Here is a 20186-nt window from a genome sequence, read left to right as displayed (position 1 = left end):
GAGCCGGAGCGACTCATGTCCACCGCCACCGCCTGCGCCGCCGACGTGTCCGTCGTATCCCGGCCCACGATTGCCCTGCGCCCGACCGCGCGCGCCGACGCCGCCAAGCATCCGGCCGCCCGCTGCTCGGCCTGCGCGATGCGCTCGATGTGCCTGCCGCCGCACCTGACGGCCGCCGAATACGGCCGCCTCGACGCGATCATCTGCACGACGCGACAGGTTCGCCAGGGCGACGCGCTGTTTCGCACCGACGATCCGTTCCAGAGCATCTATGCGGTGCGCGCGGGGTCGTTCAAGACGGTGATGATGCACCGCGACGGCCGCGAGCACGTGACGGGCTTCCAGATCGCCGGCGAAACGCTCGGGATGGACGGCATCGGCGGCGGGCAGCACTGCTGCGATGCGATCGCGCTGGAAGACAGCGTGGTGTGCATCATCCCGTTCGGCGCGCTCGAAGCCGCGTGCCGCGAGATGAAGCCGATGCAGCACTTCCTCTACCAGATGCTGAGCAGCGAGATCGTCCGCGAATCGAGCCAGATGCTGCTGCTCGGCACGATGTCGGCCGAGCAGCGCGTCGCGCATTTCCTGCTGAACCTGTCGTCGCGGTTCGAGGCGCGCGGCTATTCGGCAACCGAATTCAATCTGCGGATGACGCGCGAGGAAATCGGCTGCTATCTCGGGATGAAGCTCGAAACCGTCAGCCGGATGTTCTCGCGGTTCCATCGCGAAGCGCTCGTCGAAACGCGCGGCAAGCGCGTGCGCATCATCGACACGCAAGCGCTCGCGCGGGTCTGACACACGGCGCCGGATCGCCGGCGCGCGGCCTCACCGCATTGCGTCGCCGGTCGCCGCGTCGCGCAGCGCCGCCGTTGCTGCGCCCGCCTGCCGCGCGATCAGCGCCTGTTCGGCCTGGGCGAACGTGCGGCGCAGCGCATCGTCCACGTCGGCGCCGACGCACGGCGGCAGCGACGTGAGCGCCGCGTCGTGCATCACCAGGTCGAGCCGCACGTCGTACAGGCGCGCCCCATCGGCCGCCATGCGCGATTCGATCGCGAGATGGCAGCCGTCGATCAACGCGCGAAACCGTTCCAGCCGCACCAGTTGCGCGCCGGCTTCGGCTTCGACCGCTGCCGAACCCGTGAATCCGAGGCAGGCGATCTGCATGCCCACGCCCATGTCGTCTCTCCTGACGGGGCCGCCCGCTCGTCGACCGCCTTGCATGTGCCGGCCGCCTCACGATCGGGCGGCACGTGTTTCCCGTGGCGCGGCGCGCATTTTTCGATCGCGGCCGGCCGATAGTCTGCCCGCGCCTAGCCGGCGCGGGACCGTTCATACCTTGAAGACCTGCGACGCCTTCATCTCGATCCACGTCATGCCGGCCCGCAACCCTTCGATCATCGCCTCGCGCTCGGTCGGATACGCGTGGCTGTGCTCGAACGTATGATGAAACCGCGCGGCGCCGGCGCCGTGCTCGACCGACACGCGGCAGCGGAACTCGCCCGATTCGCACGGGCGCGTCTCCACTTCGACCGACCAGTCGCGTTCGTGAATGTTGCCCTGCAGTGTCATGCGCCCTCCTGCGGTATCAGCCTTCGAGCCGGAAGTGCCCGCTGTGCAGCAGCACCGGCCGGCCGCCGATTTCCTCCAGCATGCGTCGCGCCATCGCCTCGATGGCCGGCCGGTGCGCATCGAATGCGCTCAGCAGATCGCGTTCGAGCAGCGACCGCGCGCCGAAATGGTCTTCCAGCGCCTCGGCGGTGACCGCGCACTGGACGCAACGCCCGTCGACCAGCGCCGAAAACGCGACGACCAGATCGCGCGCGCAGTATTCCGGCGGTTCGGGCGGGAAAGTAATGTGCATCTGTCGGCCTGTCATCGTCGTGATGGCTCCATGACGAGAGCATAGTGGCGCGCGCGACCGCGCGCTTGACCCACGTCAACGGGTTCGCTGCACTGCACGATCACGGCGCGGCAGCGCCGCCGCTTCAGCCCGCTTCAGTCTCGATCGCCGCGCCGCGCTCCGCGAGCAGCTCGCGCAGCACACTGCGGTGGCAATGGCGCTCGTCGTCGCAGTAGCAGCCGATCGAGAACGCGGTGGTCGCCGACAGCGCGGCCAGCAAATCCAGCACCTTCGCCGGATCACCGTGCGCCATCTCCGCGCGGAAGTGGCGCTTGAACGCCTTCCATTCGGCGTCGGTTTCGGCGGCCTGCGCCTGCGCGACGAGTTCGGGGCTCGGCGAAAGCGTCGGCAACCATACATCATAGTAGTTGCGCGTCGCGAATTCCGCCTTCGGCACGCCGCGCGGCGGCCGCCGCACCGTGCCGATCCGCAGGCCTTCGCCGGCCGCGCGCGGCGTGCCGAGCTGGATGATCCGGATGCCCATGTCGCTCCTCTGTCCTCTGTATTGCGTACGATCCCGTGATCGTACCGCCGCGCCTGCCCGTGCGTCAGCCGGGCATCGCACATGACGGCCGCGCAACAAAAAACCGGCTGTTCCCGCGACGGGGCACAGCCGGTTCCGCATCGTGGCGCGTCGCCGCGCCGCGTTCAGACGCCGCTCTTCAGCACCTTGCCGATCGCATCCGCGACGATGCCGACGTTCGAATCGTTCAGACCCGCGACGCACATGCGGCCCGAGCGCAGGATGTACACGCCGTGCACCTCGCGCAGCGCGTCGACCTGCGATTCGGTCAGGCCCGTGTACGTGAACATCCCGCGCTGCTTCACGTAACGCGTGAGGGCTTCGCCGCTCACGTGGTCGCGCAGGCCGTCGTGGATCGACTGGCGCATCCGTGCGATGCGACGGCACATCGCCGACAGTTCCTCTTCCCACTGCTTGCGCAGCGCCGGCGTGCCGAGCACGGCCGCGACGACCTTCGCGCCGTAGGTCTGCGGGTTGCTGTAGTTCGAGCGCACGGCGCCCGCCAGCTGGCCGAGCACGCGCTCGGCCGCGGCCGCGTCTTCGCAGACGACGCTCAGGCCGCCCACGCGCTCGCCGTACAGCGAGAAGTTCTTCGAGAACGAGTTCGCGACGAGCGTCGGCACGCCGCGGCGGGCCAGTTCGCGCACCGCGAACGCGTCCGCGTCGAGGCCCGCGCCGAAGCCCTGGTACGCCATGTCGACGAACGGCAGCAGCCCGCGCGCCTCGATCGCGTCGATCAGCTTCTCCCACTGGCCTTCGTCGAGATCGACGCCGGTCGGGTTATGGCAGCACGCGTGCAGCAGCACGATGCTGCGCGCCGGCAGCGCGTCGATCGCCGCGAGCATCGCGTCGAACTTCAGGCCGCCCGTCGCCTCGTCGTAGTACGGGTACGTGTTCACCGTGAAGCCGGCGCGCTCGAAGATGAAGCGGTGGTTTTCCCAGCTCGGATCGCTGAGCCACACCTGCGAATCCGGGAAATAGCGCTTCAGGAAATCGGCGCCGACCTTCAGCGCGCCCGAGCCGCCGAGCGTCTGCAGCGTCGCGATGCGGCCGGCCGCGCGGGCCGGGTGATCGGCGCCGAACACCAGCGATTGCACGGCGTCGCGGTACGCGGCCAGACCGACCATCGGCAGGTACGGCTTCGGGCCGCTGTCGCGCTGCAGCGCGGTTTCGGCTTCGCGCACGGCGCCCATCACCGGAATCCGGCCTTCGGCGTCGAAATAGATCCCGATGCTCAGGTTGACCTTCTGATCGCGCGGATCTTTCTGGAAGTTCTCGTTGAGCGTCAGGATCGGATCGCCCGGGTACGCGTCGATGTGTTCGAACATGGCTTGAGTCGGTCTCGTTTGGAAGAAGGGTCGTGGTGGCCTGCGTCAGCGTGCGGAGGCGCCGTCGTGCACCGCAAAGCCCGCATTCTTCTGACGGAAGCGATACCCGATCGCGAGCACCGCGAGCCATACCGGGATCAGGTACACCGACAGGCGGAGATCCGGCGTCAGGTACATCACGACGAGAATGCCGGCCATGAATGCCAGGCACAGGTAATTCGTGAAAGGATAGCCCAGACTGCGGAAGGAAGTCTCCTCCCCGGCAGCACGCTTGGCCTGGCGGAACTTCAGGTGGATCAGGCTGATCATCGCCCAGTTGATGATCAGCGCCGACACGACGAGGCCCATCAGCACCTCGAACGCCTTGCCCGGCATGAAGTAGTTGACCAGCACGCACACGCCGGTCGCGAGCGCCGACGCGCCGAGCGCCGCGAGCGGGATGCCGCGCTTGTTCACCGAGCACAGCACCTTCGGCGCGTTGCCCTGCCGCGCGAGGCCGAACAGCATCCGGCTGTTGCAGTACACGCCGCTGTTGTAGACCGACAGCGCGGCCGTCAGCACGACGACGTTCAGCACGTTCGCGACCAGATTGCTGCTCAGCGCGTGGAAAATCAGCACGAACGGGCTGCCGCCGCTGACGACCTTCTCCCACGGGTACAGCGACAGCAGCACGGCCAGTGCGCCGATGTAGAAAATCAGGATACGGTAGATGACCTGGTTGGTCGCGCGCGGGATGCTGCGCTTCGGATCGTCGGCCTCGGCCGCGGTGATGCCGACGAGCTCGAGCCCGCCGAACGAGAACATGATCGCGGCCATCGACATCACGAGGCCCGACACGCCGTTCGGGAAGAAGCCGCCGTGCTGCCACAGGTTCCGGACGGTCGCTTCCGGCCCTGCGTGACCGCTCGCGAGCAGCCAGCCGCCGAAGCCGATCATCCCGACGATCGCGGCAACCTTGATGATCGAGAACCAGAATTCCGTCTCGCCGTACGACTTCACGCTGGTGAGGTTGATCAGGTTGATGACGACGAAGAACACGAGCGCCGACACCCAGGTCGGCACGCCCGGCCACCAGTACTGCACGTAGATCCCGACGGCCGATAGTTCGGCCATGCTGACGAGGATGTACAGCACCCAGTAGTTCCAGCCGGACAGGAAGCCGGTGAAGTGGCCGAAGTACTTGTTCGCGAAATAGCTGAACGACCCCGCGACGGGCTCGTCGACGACCATCTCGCCGAGCTGGCGCATGATGAAGAACGCAACGATGCCGGCCACCGCATAGCCGAGCAGCACGGACGGGCCGGCCATCTTGATCGTCTGCGCGATGCCGAGGAACAGCCCCGTGCCGAGCGCGCCGCCGAGCGCGATCAGCTGGATGTGCCGGTTCTTCAGCCCGCGCTTCAGGCCGTCGCTCTCGTTTCCAGAAACCATGTCTTCTCCACTCTGTCCGCCTCCGCCGGAAGCGGTGCGGCGCGCCTCGGTGTGCCGGGCGCTGTTTTGCTGTGCCGGCGGCCGTTCGTGGAGCCGCCGGGTTGGGGACTGCAATCCTCGCGTGGCGGCATCCGATCCGCGTCGGCGTGCGGCCAGATCGACCGCCGACTCGTCGCCCACGCCGCATTGCCGCGGCCGCACACGAAAATCCGGCGTCAGTTTAGCGTCGCGACGGCGAAATCGGGTTGCGTAACCCGCTCATGCAAACCCTACATTATGAGATAAGATTGCATCCAGGAGCCAAATGAGGAAACAAAAATGCCTGAACCGGTTCTCGATCGCATCGATCGCCACTTGCTGTCGGTGTTGCAGGAGAACGGCCGCGCGTCGAATCTCGACCTGGCGAAAGCGGTCGGCCTGTCGCCCGCGCAGACGTTGCGACGCCACCGGCGGCTGGAGGAGATCGGCGCGATCCGCCGCTACGAAACGCGGCTGTGCCCCGATACGCTCGGGTTCGGCGTCACCGCGTTCGTGCACGTGACGATGGAGCGCGGGCATATCCGCGACTTGTCGAAGTTCCAGAAACTCGTGTCGGATCTCGCGCAGATTCAGGAGTGTTTCTCGGTGACGGGCGACATCGACTATGTGCTGAAAGTCGTCGCGCACGATCTGAAAGGGTTGTCGCGATTCCTGCTCGAGACGCTGATGCGCATTCCCGGCGTGAGCGGCGTGCATTCGAGCGTGTGCCTCGACGAAATCAAGTGTACGAGTGCGATGCCGTTGGAAGGCTGACACGCCCGGCGCGCTGGGCCAATGCGTTCAGCTCACCGCCTCGAACGCACCGATCAACAACGCCCCCGCCGCGATCACCGCGCAACCGACCGCCCGGCGCGGCGTCAGCCGCTCGCCGAGATAGACGCGCGCGATCAGCGCCGCGAACACCACGCTCGTCTCCCGCAGCGCCGACACCGGCCCCATCGGCGCGCGATCCATCGCCCAGATCACGATGCCGTATGCGAGCGCCGCGAACACGCCGCCGCAGGCGGCCTTCGCCGTCTCGCCGACATCCTGCGTCAACCGCAGCGGCCCCGCCCGCAGCCGGTAGTACGCGGCCATCATCGCACCCGTCAGCACGAACATCCACGCGGTATAGCCGACCGTGCTGCCGCTTTCGCGCACACCGATCCCGTCGACCACGCTGTACGCCGCGATCGACACGCCGGTCGCGACCGCGGTCGGCAGCACCTGCATCATCCGGTGTTTCGCGCCGCGTCCGCGCTCCAGCCCGATCGCCATGATGCCCGCGCAGATCAATACGAGCCCGCATTGCGCGCCGATGTTCAGACGCTCGCCCGCGAACGCCCCCGCGCCGAGCGTGACGAGCAGCGGCGCCGTGCCGCGTGCGACCGGATACGCGACGCTCAGGTCGCCGTGCTCGTACGCACGAACGAGCAGCAGCGTATAGACGACGTGGATCACGGCCGACGCGACGACGCAGAGCCAGCTCGCCGCCGCGATCGGCGCGGCAGCCGGCAGGAACAGCAGCGCGAACAGCCCGATCGCGATCTGCAGCACCGTGGCCGCGCGCAGCCGGTCGCCGCTGCTGCGCACCAGCGCATTCCATGACGCGTGCAGGAACGCCGCGCACAGCACGGCGAACAGAACGGGAATCGGCACGCTGAAACCTCCCTGACGGTCAAGCTGCGCGATGCGCGGCAGGCGTTCATCGTATGAATGCGTCACCGGATTGTCAAAAAAGCGACTTGCGGTCCGCCGTAAAGGAGTCGGCCGCCTGTTCCCAGTCGCCCGCCCTGCGCTGCGTTCGCCGCAAGCGGCCCGCACCCCGCGACATGTGACGCGGAGGTTGCCGGCGGTCCGCCCCTTACCGTTCTCTTTCGTATCGCACCACGTCGTAATGAAATCGATACCGCAGCGCAACCATCGCGAAAACACTCCGTCCCCATATCTTCATACGCGGCTGTTCCAATGCGCGTGCCCCCTCACGAGCTCTGCGCCGAACCGACACGGCGACGGGGCCGTTCTCCACCATCGAAGGCCTTACCCTGGAGTTTCCCGATGTTCCGTCAAGCCTTGCTCGTCACTGCCTGCGCAGCCGCAGCGCTGGCGCTGTTCGCCTGCGGCGGCAGCGACGATTCCACGCCGACGCCCGCCGTGTCGTCGCAGGATGCGCTGCAGACCGCCACGCCGATCAAGCACGTCGTCGTGATCTACGGCGAAAACATCTCGTTCGACCACTACTTCGGCACCTACCCGAACGCGACGAACCCGTCGGGCGAACCGGCCTTCACCGCGAAATCCGGCACGCCGACGCCGAACGGCCTGACGGGCACGCTGCTCACCGCGAACCCGAACTTCACGAACACCGCCAACGGCACCGACGCGGCGAACCCGTTCCGCCTCGACCGCACGCAGGCCGCGACCGCCGACCAGAACCACGCGTACACCGCCGAACAGCAGGCCGAGGACAACGGCCTCGCGGACCTGTTCCCGAAGTACACCGGCAAGGGCTCGTCCGGCGGCGCCGGCGCGTTCGGCACGAAGGGTCAGGTGATGGGCTACTTCGACGGCAACACGGTGACCGCGCTGTGGAACTACGCGCAGCGCTTTGCCATGAGCGACAACACGTTCACGACGGTCTACGGCCCGTCGACGCCGGGCGCGCTGAACGTCGTGGCCGGGCAGACCAACGGGATGCAGATCGTCAAGACGTCGAAGCAGCCATCGACGCTCGCCGCCACCTCGTACTACATCAACGACGGCCAGGGCGGCTTCACGATGATCAACGACGTCGACCCGGGCTTCGACGTGTGTTCGAGCACGACCGACCAGGCGATGATGACCGGCAAGAACATCGGCGACCTGCTGAACGCCGCGAAGATCACGTGGGGCGGCTTCATGGGCGGCTTCAACCTGGCGACGACGAACGGCAACGGCACGACGGGCTGCGCGCGCAGCACGGTCGCCACCGCCGTGAACGCCGCGACGTCCGACTACATCCCGCACCACAACTGGTTCCAGTACTACGCGTCGACCGCGAACCCGCAACACACGCGCCCGAGCTCGCTCGCGGCGATCGGTTCGAGCGTGGAGACCGACGGCAAGACGGCCGAACCGGCAAACCACCAGTACGACACGGACGACTTCTTCGCCGCCGTGAAGGCCGGCAACTTCCCGTCGGTCAGCTACCTGAAGGCGCCGGCCGCGCAGGACGGGCATGCGGGCTATTCGGATCCGCTCGACGAGCAGGCGTTCGTGACGAAGGTCGTCAACTTCCTGCAGCAGCAGCCGGACTGGCAGAACACGGCCGTGATCGTCACCTATGACGACTCGGACGGCTGGTACGACCACGTGTACATGCCGCCGACGCACGCATCGTCGGACCCGGTCGACCAGCTCAACGGCGCCGGCAAGTGCGGCACGGGCGGCTCCACCGGCGTGAACGGCGCGACCGTGAACGGCCGCTGCGGCCCGGGCGTGCGCATTCCGTTGGTCGTGATCTCGCCGTATGCGAAGCAGAACTACGTCGATCACACGATGCTCGACCAGTCGTCCGTCGTGCGCTTCATCGAGGACAACTGGCTCGGCGGCCAGCGTATCGGTGGCGGCTCGTTCGATGCGACGGCGGGCGACCTGCGCAACCTGTTCGACTTCTCGTCGAAGCCGAACACGACGCCGCTGTATCTCGACCCGACGCTCGGCACCGCGTTGAGCGCCGCACCGTCGATCTGACCGTCACGGCCTGACCGCATGGCCGGCGCATGATGCGCCGGCCGTTTCCATTTCTGCGCGCCGCTTCGTGCGACGCCCGTTTTTCGATCGACAGCATGACAGCTCGCCCCGCGTTTCCGTCTCCCGATGCCTCCGGCACGCCCGCGCCGCACGCCCCTTCCCGCCTGCTGCGCCGCGCGGCATTCGTGCTCGGTGCGGCCGTGATCGGCTATGGCGCGTTCGCTATCGCGTTTCCCGCGCAGGTACCGGCGGCGATCGGCACCGTGGTCGCCGACTGGACCGGCGCGAACCCGCATCCGGTCGTGCTGCAACGGCCCGCCGCGCAGCCGCTGTCGGCGGTCGCGCAGCTCGGGCGCGCGCTGTTCCACGATCCGTCGCTGTCGGCGTCGGGCAAGCAGTCGTGCGCGTCGTGCCACAGCCCCGATCATGCGTACGGCCCGCCGAATGCGCTCGACGTGCAGCCGGGCGGCCTCGCGATGGCGCAGCAGGGCTATCGTCCGCCGCCGTCGCTGATGTATCTGTACCGCCAGCCGAATTTCAGCATCGGCCCCGATGCCGGTGAAAACGACGCCGCGCCGAGCGTCGCGCAGCAGGCCACGGCGGCGGCCGGCGTCGTCAAGGCGCAGAAGGTGGCCGGCACGTCGGCCGCGCCGCAGCTCGTGCCGCAGGGTGGGATGTTCTGGGACGGTCGCGCCGATACGCTGCAGCAACAGGCGTTCGGCCCCCTGCTGAATCCGGTCGAGATGGCCAACGCGAGCGTCGACGACGTCGCGCACAAGCTCGCGCGATCGTCGCATCGCGCGCAACTGGAACAATTGTTCGGCGCGCGCGTGTTCGACAGCTCGCAGCTCGCGGTGTCGGAAGCGATGTTCGCCATCGCGCGCTATCAGGTCGAGGATCCGTCGTTCCATCCGTACGACAGCAAGTACGACCGCTGGCTCGAAGGCCGTGCGCGTCTCACGCAGGCCGAACTGCGCGGGCTGCGCCTGTTCAACGATCCGGACAAGGCGAATTGCGCGGGTTGCCACCTGTCGAAACCCGGCAAGGACGGGCTGCCGCCGATGTTTACCGATTACCAGTACGAGGCGCTCGGCGCGCCGCGCAACCGCGCGCTCGCGCAGAACCGCAACCCCGCGTTCTACGATCTCGGCGTGTGCGGGCCGTTCCGCGACGACCTGAAGGACCAGACGCAGTACTGCGGAATGTTCCTGACGCCGACGCTGCGCAATGCGGCGACGCGCCACGTGTTCTTCCACAACGGCGTGTTCCATACGCTCGACCAGGTGATGGCGTTCTACAACGAGCGCAGCATCTCGCCGCAGAAGTTTTATTCGCGCGGTGCGGACGGCAAGGTGGACGAATACGACGACATTCCGCCGAAATATCGCGCGAACGTCGACGTGACCGATGCGCCTTTCGATCGCAAGCCCGGCGACAAGCCCGCGATGACGGCGCAGGACATCAAGGATATCGAAGCGTTTCTCGGCACGCTGACGGACGCGCCGGCGCAACACTGAGTACCTGCAAGGCGTCGTGCCGCGTCAGCGACGCGCGCGAATGCACAGAAAGGCCGGCGCCAGCGACAGCTCCGCATGGAGCCGTTCCGACACGGCTTTCATCTCCGGCAGCGGCGTCGGTTCGACGAAGCGGTCTAGCCGCCAGCCGCCGTCGGCGAGCGCATTCAGGATGTCGGCAAGCGGCCGCCGCCACGCTTCGACGTACGGCCTCGGCTCACCGAACCCCGACCAGTGGAAACCGAAACGGGACGTGTCGAAGTACGTGCCCTCCCCGCGCGTGCGTTCGTCCATCCAGTCGCGCATCGGATGCGCCATCGAGAACACGAGCGTTCCCCCCGGACGCGCGACGCGTCTGAATTCGCGCAGCGTCGGCGCGAGATCGCGCACGTAGTCGAGCGCGAGCGAGCACAGGACCTTGTCGACCGACGCGTCGGGCAGCCACGCGAGCGGCGCCTCCAGGTCGCCTTCCCTGACGTCGACCGCCAGCCCGGCGCAGCGCGTTCGCGCGAGCGCGATCATCTCCGGCGTCACGTCGAACGCATGCACGATCGCACCGTGGCCAGCGAGATGCGCGCTGCAGATGCCGGGCCCGCAGCCGGCGTCGAGCACCGTCAGGCCGTCGACGTCGCCGAGCAGTGCCAGGGTCGCCGGACGCTCGTAGAGCGCGTTGTGCGCCTTCGTCGGCGCGATGTCCGCATAGCGTTGCGCGAAGCTCGCGTAAGCGCGGCGGCCGGATGGTTCGTTCGGTTCGTTCGGTTCGTTCGGTTCGTTCGGTTCGTTCGGTTCGGTCATGCGGCATCCGTCGGTCGAAACTGGGCAGGCCGATTCTGCCCGATCGGAATGCGGATGGCGACTGCCGTCGCGGCTGCGTCAGGACAGGCTGTCGAGCAACCGATACCAGGCGACCCCGGCCGCGATATAGAAGCGTTGCAGCCCGTGCAACGGAATCGGCCGGATCGGCGTGACGCGGAACGGCAGCGGCAGTTGCGCATCGCCCGACAGATGCGCGGCCAGATGCTTGCCGAGCGTCGTCGCCATCGCGATGCCGCGACCGTTGTAGCCGAGTGCGATCGTCACGCCCGGCGCGGGCTCGTGTACGTGCGGCAGGAAATCCGCGGTGATCGCGACGCGGCCTGCCCAGCGGTATTCGAACCGGACACCCTTCAGTTGCGGATACAACAGCGTCGTCGCGCGTTCGAGATGGCGCCAGTCGCCCGGCGCGCGCGGTTCGGCGAACGGGCCGCGGCCGCCCATCAGCAGGCGCCCGGTCGCGTCACGGCGGAAGTACAGCAATAGACGCCGCGCATCCGATGCGACCTCGCCGCCGGCGAGGATGTCGCGACCGAGATCCGGCGCGAGCGGTTGCGTCGCGACGATGAAACTGTTCGCGGCGATCACCGACTGACGCAAACCGGGCCACAGCCCGTCCGTGTAGCCGTTGGTCGCGATCACGACACGCTCCGCCGACAGCGTCGCGCCGCCGGACGTCGCGATCCGCCAGCGGCCGTCGGCGCGCGTCAGCCCGACGGCGCGGGTCAACCCGTGCACGACCGCCCCGCTCGCCTGTGCGGCGCGCACGAGGCCGCGCGTATAGCTGAGCGGCTGCACGCTGCCCGCGCGGCGATCGATCCAGCCGCCCGCATACGCTGGCGTGCCGAGCCGCCGCGCGACGTCGTCGCGGTCGAGCACGTCGACCGGCGCGCCGCGCGCGGCCCACTGCTGCGCACGGCGGGCAACCGTGTCGAGCATCGCGGCGGTCGGCGCCGGCTGGATCCAGCCCTGGCGACGCGCATCGCAGTCGATCGCGTGCCGCTCGATCAGGTCGAACACCGTGTCGGCCGCGCCGCCGACGATGCCGGCAAGCTGCTCGCCGGCCTCGTCGCCGAACCGGCGGACGAGTTCGTCCGGGTCGTATTTCAGCCCGGGGATCACTTGCCCGCCGTTGCGGCCCGATGCGCCCCAGCCCGGCTGCGCGCCGTCGATCACGCGGACGTTTACGCCGCGTTCGGCCAGGTGAAGCGCGGTCGACAGGCCCGTGAAGCCGGCGCCGACGATCGCCACGTCGCACGACACGGACGCATCGAGCGCGGGCGTATCGGGCGCCGGCGCGGCGGTCGCCGCCCACAGCGAATCCGGCCACGGCGAGTCGGGCCATGCGGGTGCCGCGTTCGTTGCGCTCATGTTCGATCCGGGTTGTCGGCACCGTCCGACACCAGCAGGCGGCGCAGGAATTCCTGCGTGCGGGGATGGGTCGGCTGCGTGAGCACGATGCGCGCCGGTCCGCTTTCGCAGATGGTGCCGTCGTGCAGGAAGCACACGCGGTCGGCCACCTCGCGCGCGAATGCCATTTCGTGCGTGACGACCACCATGGTCATTCCGTCGCGGGCGAGCCCGCGCATCACGCCGAGCACTTCGCCGACGAGCTCGGGGTCGAGCGCCGACGTCGGCTCGTCGAACAGGATCGCCTGCGGCTCCATCGCGAGCGCGCGTGCGATCGCGACGCGCTGCTGCTGCCCGCCAGACAGCTCGGACGGATACGCATTCATCCGGTGCGCGAGTCCGACCTTGTCGAGCAGCGCGCGGGCCTGCTCGCGCGCCTGCGCGGCCGGCATGCGCCGCACGTGCACGGGCCCTTCCATCACGTTCTCGAGCGCCGTGCGGTGCGCGAACAGGTTGAAGCGCTGGAACACCATGCCGACCCGCATTCGCAGCTCGTGGATCCGCTTCGAATGCGCATCGACCTTCACGCCGTCGATCGTGATCGACCCTTCGTCGTAGGTCTCGAAGCCGTTGATACAGCGCAGCACGGTCGACTTGCCGGACCCGGACGGCCCGATCAGGCATACGACCTCACCCGGCTGCACGTCGAGGCTCACGCCCTTCAGTACCGCGTGTTGCTGGAATCGTTTGTGTATCGAATCGATCAGGATCATGCGCCTCTCCTCAGGGCGAGCCGCTTGCCGAGCCGGTTCACGCCGAACATCAGCGGCAGGCCGAGCGCGAGATACAGCAGCGCGACGAGCGTGTAGACGCTCATGTTCTGGAACGTCGACGACGCAATCAGCTGGCCGGCGCGCGTGATTTCCGCGACGGTGATCGTCGACGCGACCGACGAATCCTTCAGCAGCATCACCAGCGTGTTGCCGTACGGCGGCAGCGCGATGCGGAACGCCTGCGGCAGCACCACGCGCCGCATGATCATCGGACCGCGCATGCCGATCGCGTGCGCGGCCTCGATCTGGCCGCGGTCGATCGCCTCGATGCCCGCGCGGAAGTTCTCGGCTTGATACGCCGAATACGCGATGCCGAGGCCGAGCACGCCGGCCTGGAACGCCGACAGTTGCACGCCGAGATCGGGCAGCACGAAGTACATGTAGAACAGTTGCACGATGATCGGCAGCCCGCGGATCACGTTGACGATCGTGCTGCCGGCCGTCGATATCGCACGATTGCGCGACACCTTCAGCAACGCGAGGATCAGCCCGAGCACGGAGCTGAGCACGAACGCGCATGCCGTGATCTCGATCGTGACCACCGCGCCCTTCAGCAGGATCGGCAGGAAATCGATCGCGTTCTGAAAAAACATGAGGTCTATATGAACGCGTCCCGTTTGCAACAGTTTTCTCGTGTTTCGACGGACAGGATGGGCTGCAGCTCTATATCCGGCCTTGATGCAGCTGGTGCAGCCGCTGCGGGCCCCTATGAAATTCGCTGACTCGCGCCTCATTCTCCTGGCGAGCTCGAAGCCCGTCACCTCATACAGGTTTAGCGAGTCCCGGTCCTACCTGGCTTGTCATCACACTCGATTCCTGCGCAACCTTTCGACGTTCACCCTGTGTTAAACGTTGATTTTCTACCTCGCGTGGCCGATTTCAGGCTGGCTTCACGCTCACGTAGTCCTTCCGGTACGGCCGCTCATGGGCCAGTACCGCCCAGATCGTCCGTGCCATCTTGTTGGCCAGTGCCACGATCACTACATTTGCTGGCCGCCGCTTCTTCATCTGCTCGACCCATGGGCCCGGCTCTTTCGCATGGTTCAACACGCTTCGCGCGCCGTGAATCAACAGCGTGCGCAGATAGGTGTCGCCCCTCTTGCTGATGCCGTGCAAGTTCACCTTGCCGCCCGAGCCCGTCTGCTTCGGTACCAAACCTGCCCACGCGGCGAATTCGCGTCCTGAGCGAAACGCCTTCGCGTCGCCCATCATCGCCACTGCCGCCGTCGACGTCAGCAAGCCCACGCCGGGTATCTCGCTGATCGCCGCAACGGCCTTGTCTTCCTTCTTCCATTCGCGCATCCGACGTTCGATCTCGGCAATCTGCTCGTCGAGCCTCGCCAACCCGTTCCACTGTTCACGCAACGTATCGATCAGCGCTGCCGGCAGGCGCTGCTCGAGCCGGTCAAGCGCGATGGGTATTTCCTGGTCCAGCTTCGCTCGGCCACGGCTCATCACCTCGCCGTACTCCGTCATCAGCCCGCGCAATCCGTTGCTCTGCATCGTGCGGAACTTCACCAACTGCTCGCGCATCCGGTGCAGTGCCAGCATCGCCTGCTGCATTTCCGTTTTCACCGCCACTGGCCTGCCCGGTTGCTGCACCGCCAGCCAGATCGCCCGCGCATCCGCCGCATCGTTCTTATTGCGGATGTTGAATGCCTTCACGAACTCCGCTGGCATCAGTCTGACCTCGTGACCCATCTGCCGCAGTTGTCGAGCCCAGTGGTGCGCACCGCCGCACGCTTCCATCCCGATCAGGCATCGCACACGGTTCGCGAAGTACTCGAGAAACTTCGCCCGTTTGATCGGTTTGTTCACGATTTCTCCAGTTGCCTGATCGACGTAATGCACCTGGAAAACCTGCTTGGCGATATCTACGCCCACGGTCATACTGTTCATCGTGGATCCTCCGGTTGCCGGGAAATGCGTGCATTTTCCACCTGGGCACTTTGATGCCGTCGGCCCGTGAGGATCCACCCCTTCTTCTGCTCTCTCGGCTCCGGGTGGGACGCGTTCATTTCAATTCTCCTATGCGACGTCCTGACGGCTCGCCGCGATGGATGCCCGCGACGCACGGGCGATGTCGGCCGGGAATCGCGCGACGGCGCTCAGCTCATATGCCACTTCTGCAGGATCTGCTGCAGCGTGCCGTCGCCCTTCATCTTGCGGATCGCGCCGTTGAGCTGTTCGAGCGTCACGGTGTCGCCCTTGCGCACGATGAAGCAAACCTGCCCCTTCACGACGCTCTGGTATTCGGGCACGAGCCGCACCTGGCGATTGACGCCGTGCTCGATCTGGTACGCGACGATCGGCTGGTCGGCGAAGCCGGCCTTGATACGCCCGAGCGCGACGTCGCGCATGATGTCGGCGATCGAATCGTAGGTCCGGACTTCCTTGAAGATGCCCTTCTTGTTGAGCGCGTCGACGAACGCCGTGCCGACCTGCGCGCCGACCACCTGCCCCTTGAAATCGTCCATCGACGTATAGCGGCCCGGGTCGTCGGCCTTCACGATCAGGCCTTCGCCGAACGTGTAGACGGTGTCGGAGAAATCGACGACCTGCTGACGCGCCGCCGTCTTCAGCATCGCGGCCGAAATGATGTCGATCTTCTGCGTGGTGAGTGACGGGATCAGCGCCGAGAACACGGTCTGCTGCACGTCGACGCGAAACCCGGCCGACTTCCCGGCCGCGGTGATCGCATCGACCATCATCCCCTGGATCGAATTGCTCTTGACGTCGAGAAACGTGAACGGCACGCCGGTGGCCGTCGCCCCGACCTTCAGCGTCGGCTCGGCCGCAACGGCGCTCGCCGAAGCCGTGGAGAGTGCAATACAGGCGGCGAAACCGGCGGCCAGTGCGCCGAACCGCTTGATGAACGAAACCATGTTGTCTCCTTCTCGAATAACCCGGTGCGCCGGCCGGTCGCTGATCGACACCGCGACGATGACTCGATCTTAAAACGAATCAAAAATATCGCAAATAGATTTTTGCGTATCGCTATTCGATACGATATGATGCGATATCGAATCGATCCCGCGCCTCGCCATGGAAACGTCACCCGATCAATCAACCGATCTGCTCTTCAACCAGTCGCTGGAAAAAGGGCTCAACGTGCTGCGTGCATTCAGCGCGAAGCGGCGCACGATGACGCTGGCGGAAGTGGCCGACGCGGCGGGGATGACGAAAAGCTCCGCGCAGCGGATGGTCTATACGCTCGAGAAGCTCGGCTACCTCCGCAAGCATCCGGTCACGCGGCGGTACCAGCTCACGCCGCACGTGATGCGGATCGGCTTCAACTATCTCGCGGCGGATACGTTGATCGACGTCGCGAATCCGTTCCTGTCCGAGCTCACGAACCTGACCGGCGAAACCACCAACCTCACCGAGCCGGACGAGGACGAAATGGTGTACGTCGCGCGTTTCGTGTCGACGAAGTTCGTGCCGATCCACATGCCGATCGGTAGCCGTATCCCGATGTACTGCACCGGCTCCGGCCGCGCGTTCCTGAGCGCGTTGCCGCCCGGCGACGCGCGCGCGCGGCTCGACGGCATGGTGCGCACGCCGCATACGCCGCGCACGGTCACGGCGCTCGACGATCTCGTCGCGCTGCTCGACAGTGCACGACGCGAAGGCTACGCGACCAACCAGGAAGAACTGTTCATCGGCGACATGTCGATTGCGGCGCCCGTGCTCGGCAGTCAGGGGCAGCCCGTCGCGGCCGTGCACGTGGTCGCGCCGACGAGCCGCTGGACGTTCGACGATGCGCGCCGCAAGCTCGCGCCGGCGGTAATCGACTGCGCGCGCGGCATCAGCAATTCGATCAGAACGCTTGAATAGCGTCGATGAAATGGCACACGGCGCGCCGCTGCATCGCGCAACGGCGTTTGATCGCTACCGCGGCTTTGGCGAATGCTCGGTCCGATAGGTACTGTTCGGGTGCAATACGAGGCGCTTCGCCGCGGCGTCCAGTTCCTTGCCGTGATATAGATCGATGCACTTCAGGAAGTCGAACTTCACGTCCCTCACTTCCGCATCGACAACCGGATTGCGATAGTCGCGAGCGAGATACTTCGCGACCAGCGCGCGAATGACGTCCGGCGCATGTTCCATGTCGTAGTAGGTCCAGTCGCGCAACGCACTGGTACTGCTGCCGATGTCCTTGCTCACGCCCGACGCCGGGGTGTAAGCGGTCGCCAGACACTCGGCCAGCACCATGTCCTTGAAGTTCTGGAGGTACGTGCGTGAGCCGGCCTGCGGCGACGTTTGTGCGGCGTCCTTCGCCATAACCATCGCCGGTTGAAGCGCGATGCACGCCAACACGGCAGCGATCCGGGCTCCCCTCATGACAGGCTCCAGAAATTTGCGCGATCGGTACGATACCGCGCGCCCGGTTCGTTGAAGTAGCAATGGTCGTAACACGTCCGCCCGTTGAACAGCGTGGCGTGGCCCTGCGCATCGCTCCACCCCGACACCTCGAACAGGATGACACCCTGTCGATCTGCAAGTGGCCCTCCGTTCGACGGCGGGAATTCGACACTCTCTGCCTTTCCCCATCGTTGCTCGAGAAAACGAATCAAGTCCCTGACACGAAAGAAGTATTGCCGATTGTCTCTGCCCGACACCGTTTGCCCGGGAATTCGAGGCATCACCATGCCGGCTTCGCCGAGGATATAACTCATCCTCACCGCGCAGGTATTGCTCCATCGCTCCGTCGGACTCGGATTGTTGACGTTCTTCTCGACGTATCCACCTATCACTTTCGCCACGCGCTCACCGGAATGTGCCGGGTCGTAGATTCGCTGAGATGCCGCCCACGCAACGGCAAATGACGGTCGTTTCACCTTGACTCCTTGTTGTTGGAATGAATTCGACTCGAGGAACCGCATCGAAGACTGGCAACGGCTCATGTGCTCCGACTACCTTCGAATCCATCGAATCAGTGCGTCATGATGCGCGATCCGAAAGTATTTTGTAATGATAGGGACTTCCGGACGCCGATCCTCCTTCTATTTCGCCCCCTGGTTTTCCCCAACCCCGTCCGACTTGACTGCGCTGCGCCGATCGTCAAAACTTCGCACATCGTCAGTGTGATCACAGATCGCAGATCAAACCCAGGAGAACCCCCGCCTTGCCGCCTCGTATCGTCCCGCCCGCACTGAAAGTCATCGAACAGGAAACGATGGCCGACAAGGTCTACCAGCAACTGCGCGAAGCGCTGATGAGCGGGCGCTTCGCGCCTGGCCAGGCGCTGAGCCTGCGCAGCGTCGCCGAGGCCGTCGGCTCGTCGACGATGCCCGTGCGTGCCGCGCTCACGCGGCTGCGCGCCGAACGCGCACTGGTCGATGGCCCGAATCGGGCGCTCGTCGTCCCGCCGATGACGCTCGACATGCTCGACGAACTGCGCGACGTGCGGATCGCGCTCGAAGGCTGCATCGCCGAGCGCGCGTGCGCACGGATGACCGATGCGCAGATCGCGGCCGTGCGAAAGACCTGCGAGACGATGCAGGCACACGTCGAGGCCGGCCGCTCGCGCGCCTACCTGCAAAGCAATTTCGCGTTCCACAGCGCGATCTACGCGCACGGCGCCAGCGAGAACACGCTCGCGATCGTCGAGAACCTGTGGATGCGCGTCGGCCCATTCCTCAACATGGTTGCGCTCGACATCCCGCACATGCGGCGCTCGATGGATGCACACCGCGCGATCGTCGATGCGCTCGAACGGCGCGACGGCACGGGCGTGCGGGCCGGCATCGCGCTCGACATCGGCGGCGCCGCGCACGATCTCGCCGAGACGCTGCGGGCCGAACAGACGCCGCGAACCGTGAACGCGAAACCGTAGCGGCCGCTTGCCACGGCCGCCCCTTTCATGAGCGGCCGCAATCCCACTAGATCAACAATGGAGACAACCCGCATGACAGCTTCCGACCTGCTGAAACCCTATGACGGCCTGCGCGTCCTCGTGACGGGCGGCGCATCGGGCATCGGTCTCGAAATCGCCGACGCGTTCGCCGAATGCGGCGCGCGCGTGCACGTGTGCGACGCGTCGCAAGCCGCGATCGCGGCGCTCGCCGACCGGCCGCCGCGTGCCGGGGCCGGCGCGATCGGCGCGACGCTGGCCGACGTATCGGACCCGGCCGCCGTCGAGCGCGTGTTCGCCGACGTATCGACCCGGCTCGGCGGCCTCGACGTGCTGGTCAACAACGCGGGCATCGCCGGGCCGACCGGCGGTATCGACGAAATCGATCCCGTTCAATGGGAACAAACGGTCGCGATCAATCTGACCGCGCAATTCCAGTTCGCGCGCCGCGCGGTGCCGCTGCTGCGCGAGTCGAAACACGGCGGCGCGATCATTGCGCTGTCGTCGGTCGCCGGCCGGCTCGGCTACGCGTTCCGCACGCCGTATGCGGCCACCAAATGGGCGGTGGTCGGCCTCGTGAAGAGCCTCGCGATCGAACTCGGGCCGCAGGGCATCCGCGTGAACGCGATCCAGCCCGGCATCGTGCGCGGCCCGCGGATGCGCCGCGTGATCGAGGCACGCGCGCAGCAGCTCGGCATCGGCTACGACGAGATGGAGAAGCGCTATCTCGAGAAGATCTCGCTGCGGCGCATGACCGATCCGGCCGAGATCGCCGCGACCGCGCTGTTCCTGTGCTCGCCGGGCGGACACGGGATCACCGGGCAGGCGATCTCCGTCTGCGGCAACGTCGAAGTGCTCTGACGCCATCTGCATCGCTCATCGAAAGG

Annotated in this window: 22 protein-coding genes; 7 read left to right on the top strand and 15 right to left on the bottom strand. The window is 66.4% G+C overall.

Going from position 1 to position 20186, the window contains the following annotated elements; all coding sequences use genetic code 11:
• Window positions 1-15 precede the first annotated feature (15 nt).
• A complete protein-coding gene (locus CFB46_RS25900) occupies window positions 16-795 on the top strand; it encodes a helix-turn-helix domain-containing protein (protein WP_027782992.1) in 780 nt (259 codons plus the stop codon).
• A gap of 30 nt (window positions 796-825) precedes the next feature.
• Here CFB46_RS25900 and CFB46_RS25895 read toward each other — a convergent pair whose 3' ends face one another.
• The 6 genes from CFB46_RS25895 to CFB46_RS25870 all read right to left on the bottom strand — a co-directional run bounded on the left by CFB46_RS25895 (window position 826) and on the right by CFB46_RS25870 (window position 5182).
• The gene (locus CFB46_RS25895; RefSeq protein ID WP_089501732.1) at window positions 826-1176 is read right to left on the bottom strand and encodes a metal ABC transporter ATPase; all 351 of its coding nucleotides are present in this window, start codon (window positions 1174-1176) and stop codon (window positions 826-828) included.
• 153 nt (window positions 1177-1329) lie between these two features.
• The gene (locus CFB46_RS25890; RefSeq protein ID WP_027782990.1) at window positions 1330-1569 is read right to left on the bottom strand and encodes a hypothetical protein; all 240 of its coding nucleotides are present in this window, start codon (window positions 1567-1569) and stop codon (window positions 1330-1332) included.
• A 16-nt stretch (window positions 1570-1585) separates the two neighbouring features.
• Entirely contained in the window at window positions 1586-1876 is a 291-nt protein-coding gene (locus CFB46_RS25885; protein ID WP_034204866.1) for a DUF1488 domain-containing protein, read from the bottom strand.
• A gap of 109 nt (window positions 1877-1985) precedes the next feature.
• Window positions 1986-2384, bottom strand: a complete 399-nt coding sequence (locus tag CFB46_RS25880; protein WP_027782988.1) for a DUF488 domain-containing protein — start codon at window positions 2382-2384, stop codon at window positions 1986-1988.
• 164 nt (window positions 2385-2548) lie between these two features.
• Window positions 2549-3751, bottom strand: a complete 1203-nt coding sequence (locus CFB46_RS25875; protein ID WP_027782987.1) for an amino acid aminotransferase — start codon at window positions 3749-3751, stop codon at window positions 2549-2551.
• A 45-nt stretch (window positions 3752-3796) separates the two neighbouring features.
• Window positions 3797-5182 (bottom strand): amino acid permease, encoded by a 1386-nt coding sequence (locus CFB46_RS25870; RefSeq protein WP_027782986.1) that lies wholly within the window; start codon window positions 5180-5182, stop codon window positions 3797-3799.
• 318 nt (window positions 5183-5500) lie between these two features.
• Here CFB46_RS25870 and CFB46_RS25865 point away from each other — a divergent pair, with 318 nt between their 5' ends.
• Entirely contained in the window at window positions 5501-5974 is a 474-nt protein-coding gene (locus tag CFB46_RS25865) for an Lrp/AsnC family transcriptional regulator (RefSeq protein ID WP_089501731.1), read from the top strand.
• A 27-nt stretch (window positions 5975-6001) separates the two neighbouring features.
• On the opposite strand, the gene CFB46_RS25860 is transcribed toward CFB46_RS25865, so the two are convergent.
• Window positions 6002-6859, bottom strand: coding sequence for an EamA family transporter (locus CFB46_RS25860; RefSeq protein WP_089502360.1), 858 nt, complete (start codon window positions 6857-6859; stop codon window positions 6002-6004).
• Between the two features lie 399 nt (window positions 6860-7258).
• On the opposite strand from CFB46_RS25860, the gene CFB46_RS25855 reads away from it, so the two are divergent.
• Window positions 7259-8932: a phospholipase C gene (locus tag CFB46_RS25855; protein WP_089501730.1), complete on the top strand. Its 1674-nt coding sequence runs from the start codon at window positions 7259-7261 to the stop codon at window positions 8930-8932.
• Between the two features lie 95 nt (window positions 8933-9027).
• Window positions 9028-10449, top strand: a complete 1422-nt coding sequence (locus tag CFB46_RS25850; protein WP_089502359.1) for a cytochrome-c peroxidase — start codon at window positions 9028-9030, stop codon at window positions 10447-10449.
• Between the two features lie 24 nt (window positions 10450-10473).
• On the opposite strand, the gene CFB46_RS25845 is transcribed toward CFB46_RS25850, so the two are convergent.
• From CFB46_RS25845 to CFB46_RS25820, 6 genes are all read right to left on the bottom strand, one after another.
• Window positions 10474-11241, bottom strand: coding sequence for a class I SAM-dependent methyltransferase (locus tag CFB46_RS25845; protein WP_089501729.1), 768 nt, complete (start codon window positions 11239-11241; stop codon window positions 10474-10476).
• 78 nt (window positions 11242-11319) lie between these two features.
• Entirely contained in the window at window positions 11320-12630 is a 1311-nt protein-coding gene (locus CFB46_RS25840; protein ID WP_089501728.1) for an NAD(P)/FAD-dependent oxidoreductase, read from the bottom strand.
• Complete coding sequence (locus CFB46_RS25835; protein ID WP_027782979.1) at window positions 12627-13382, bottom strand: amino acid ABC transporter ATP-binding protein; 756 nt, start codon at window positions 13380-13382, stop codon at window positions 12627-12629. The genes CFB46_RS25840 and CFB46_RS25835 overlap by 4 nt, the downstream gene beginning before the upstream one ends.
• Window positions 13379-14035 (bottom strand): amino acid ABC transporter permease, encoded by a 657-nt coding sequence (locus CFB46_RS25830; protein WP_027782978.1) that lies wholly within the window; start codon window positions 14033-14035, stop codon window positions 13379-13381. The genes CFB46_RS25835 and CFB46_RS25830 overlap by 4 nt, the downstream gene beginning before the upstream one ends.
• Before the next feature lie 286 nt (window positions 14036-14321).
• Window positions 14322-15341 carry an IS110 family transposase gene (locus tag CFB46_RS25825; protein WP_027781481.1) on the bottom strand — a complete coding sequence of 340 codons (1020 nt, stop codon included), beginning with the start codon at window positions 15339-15341 and terminating at the stop codon, window positions 14322-14324.
• Window positions 15342-15550: 209 nt separating this feature from the next.
• Entirely contained in the window at window positions 15551-16327 is a 777-nt protein-coding gene (locus CFB46_RS25820) for an ABC transporter substrate-binding protein (RefSeq protein WP_089501727.1), read from the bottom strand.
• Between the two features lie 160 nt (window positions 16328-16487).
• Between CFB46_RS25820 and CFB46_RS25815 the strand changes: the two genes are divergently transcribed.
• On the top strand, window positions 16488-17279 hold the full coding sequence (locus CFB46_RS25815) for an IclR family transcriptional regulator (RefSeq protein ID WP_027782976.1): 792 nt from the start codon (window positions 16488-16490) through the stop codon (window positions 17277-17279).
• Window positions 17280-17333: 54 nt separating this feature from the next.
• Here the strand turns inward: CFB46_RS25815 and CFB46_RS25810 are convergent, their stop codons facing one another.
• Window positions 17334-17786 carry a type VI secretion system amidase immunity protein Tai4 gene (locus CFB46_RS25810; RefSeq protein WP_027782975.1) on the bottom strand — a complete coding sequence of 151 codons (453 nt, stop codon included), beginning with the start codon at window positions 17784-17786 and terminating at the stop codon, window positions 17334-17336.
• Window positions 17783-18283: a type VI secretion system amidase effector protein Tae4 gene (locus CFB46_RS25805; protein WP_089502358.1), complete on the bottom strand. Its 501-nt coding sequence runs from the start codon at window positions 18281-18283 to the stop codon at window positions 17783-17785. The genes CFB46_RS25810 and CFB46_RS25805 overlap by 4 nt, the downstream gene beginning before the upstream one ends.
• A 287-nt stretch (window positions 18284-18570) precedes the next feature.
• Here CFB46_RS25805 and CFB46_RS25800 point away from each other — a divergent pair, with 287 nt between their 5' ends.
• Together CFB46_RS25800 and CFB46_RS25795 are read left to right on the top strand one after the other, a co-directional pair.
• Window positions 18571-19281 (top strand): GntR family transcriptional regulator, encoded by a 711-nt coding sequence (locus CFB46_RS25800; RefSeq protein WP_027782974.1) that lies wholly within the window; start codon window positions 18571-18573, stop codon window positions 19279-19281.
• A 72-nt stretch (window positions 19282-19353) separates the two neighbouring features.
• A complete protein-coding gene (locus CFB46_RS25795; protein ID WP_089501726.1) occupies window positions 19354-20160 on the top strand; it encodes an SDR family oxidoreductase in 807 nt (268 codons plus the stop codon).
• Window positions 20161-20186: the final 26 nt, after the last annotated feature.

It is taken from the genome of Burkholderia sp. HI2761, from assembly GCF_002223355.1.
Classification (GTDB): domain Bacteria; phylum Pseudomonadota; class Gammaproteobacteria; order Burkholderiales; family Burkholderiaceae; genus Burkholderia.
The sequence above is the reverse complement of the archived record's forward strand: the minus strand, read 5'-3'. Positions and strand labels throughout refer to the sequence as shown.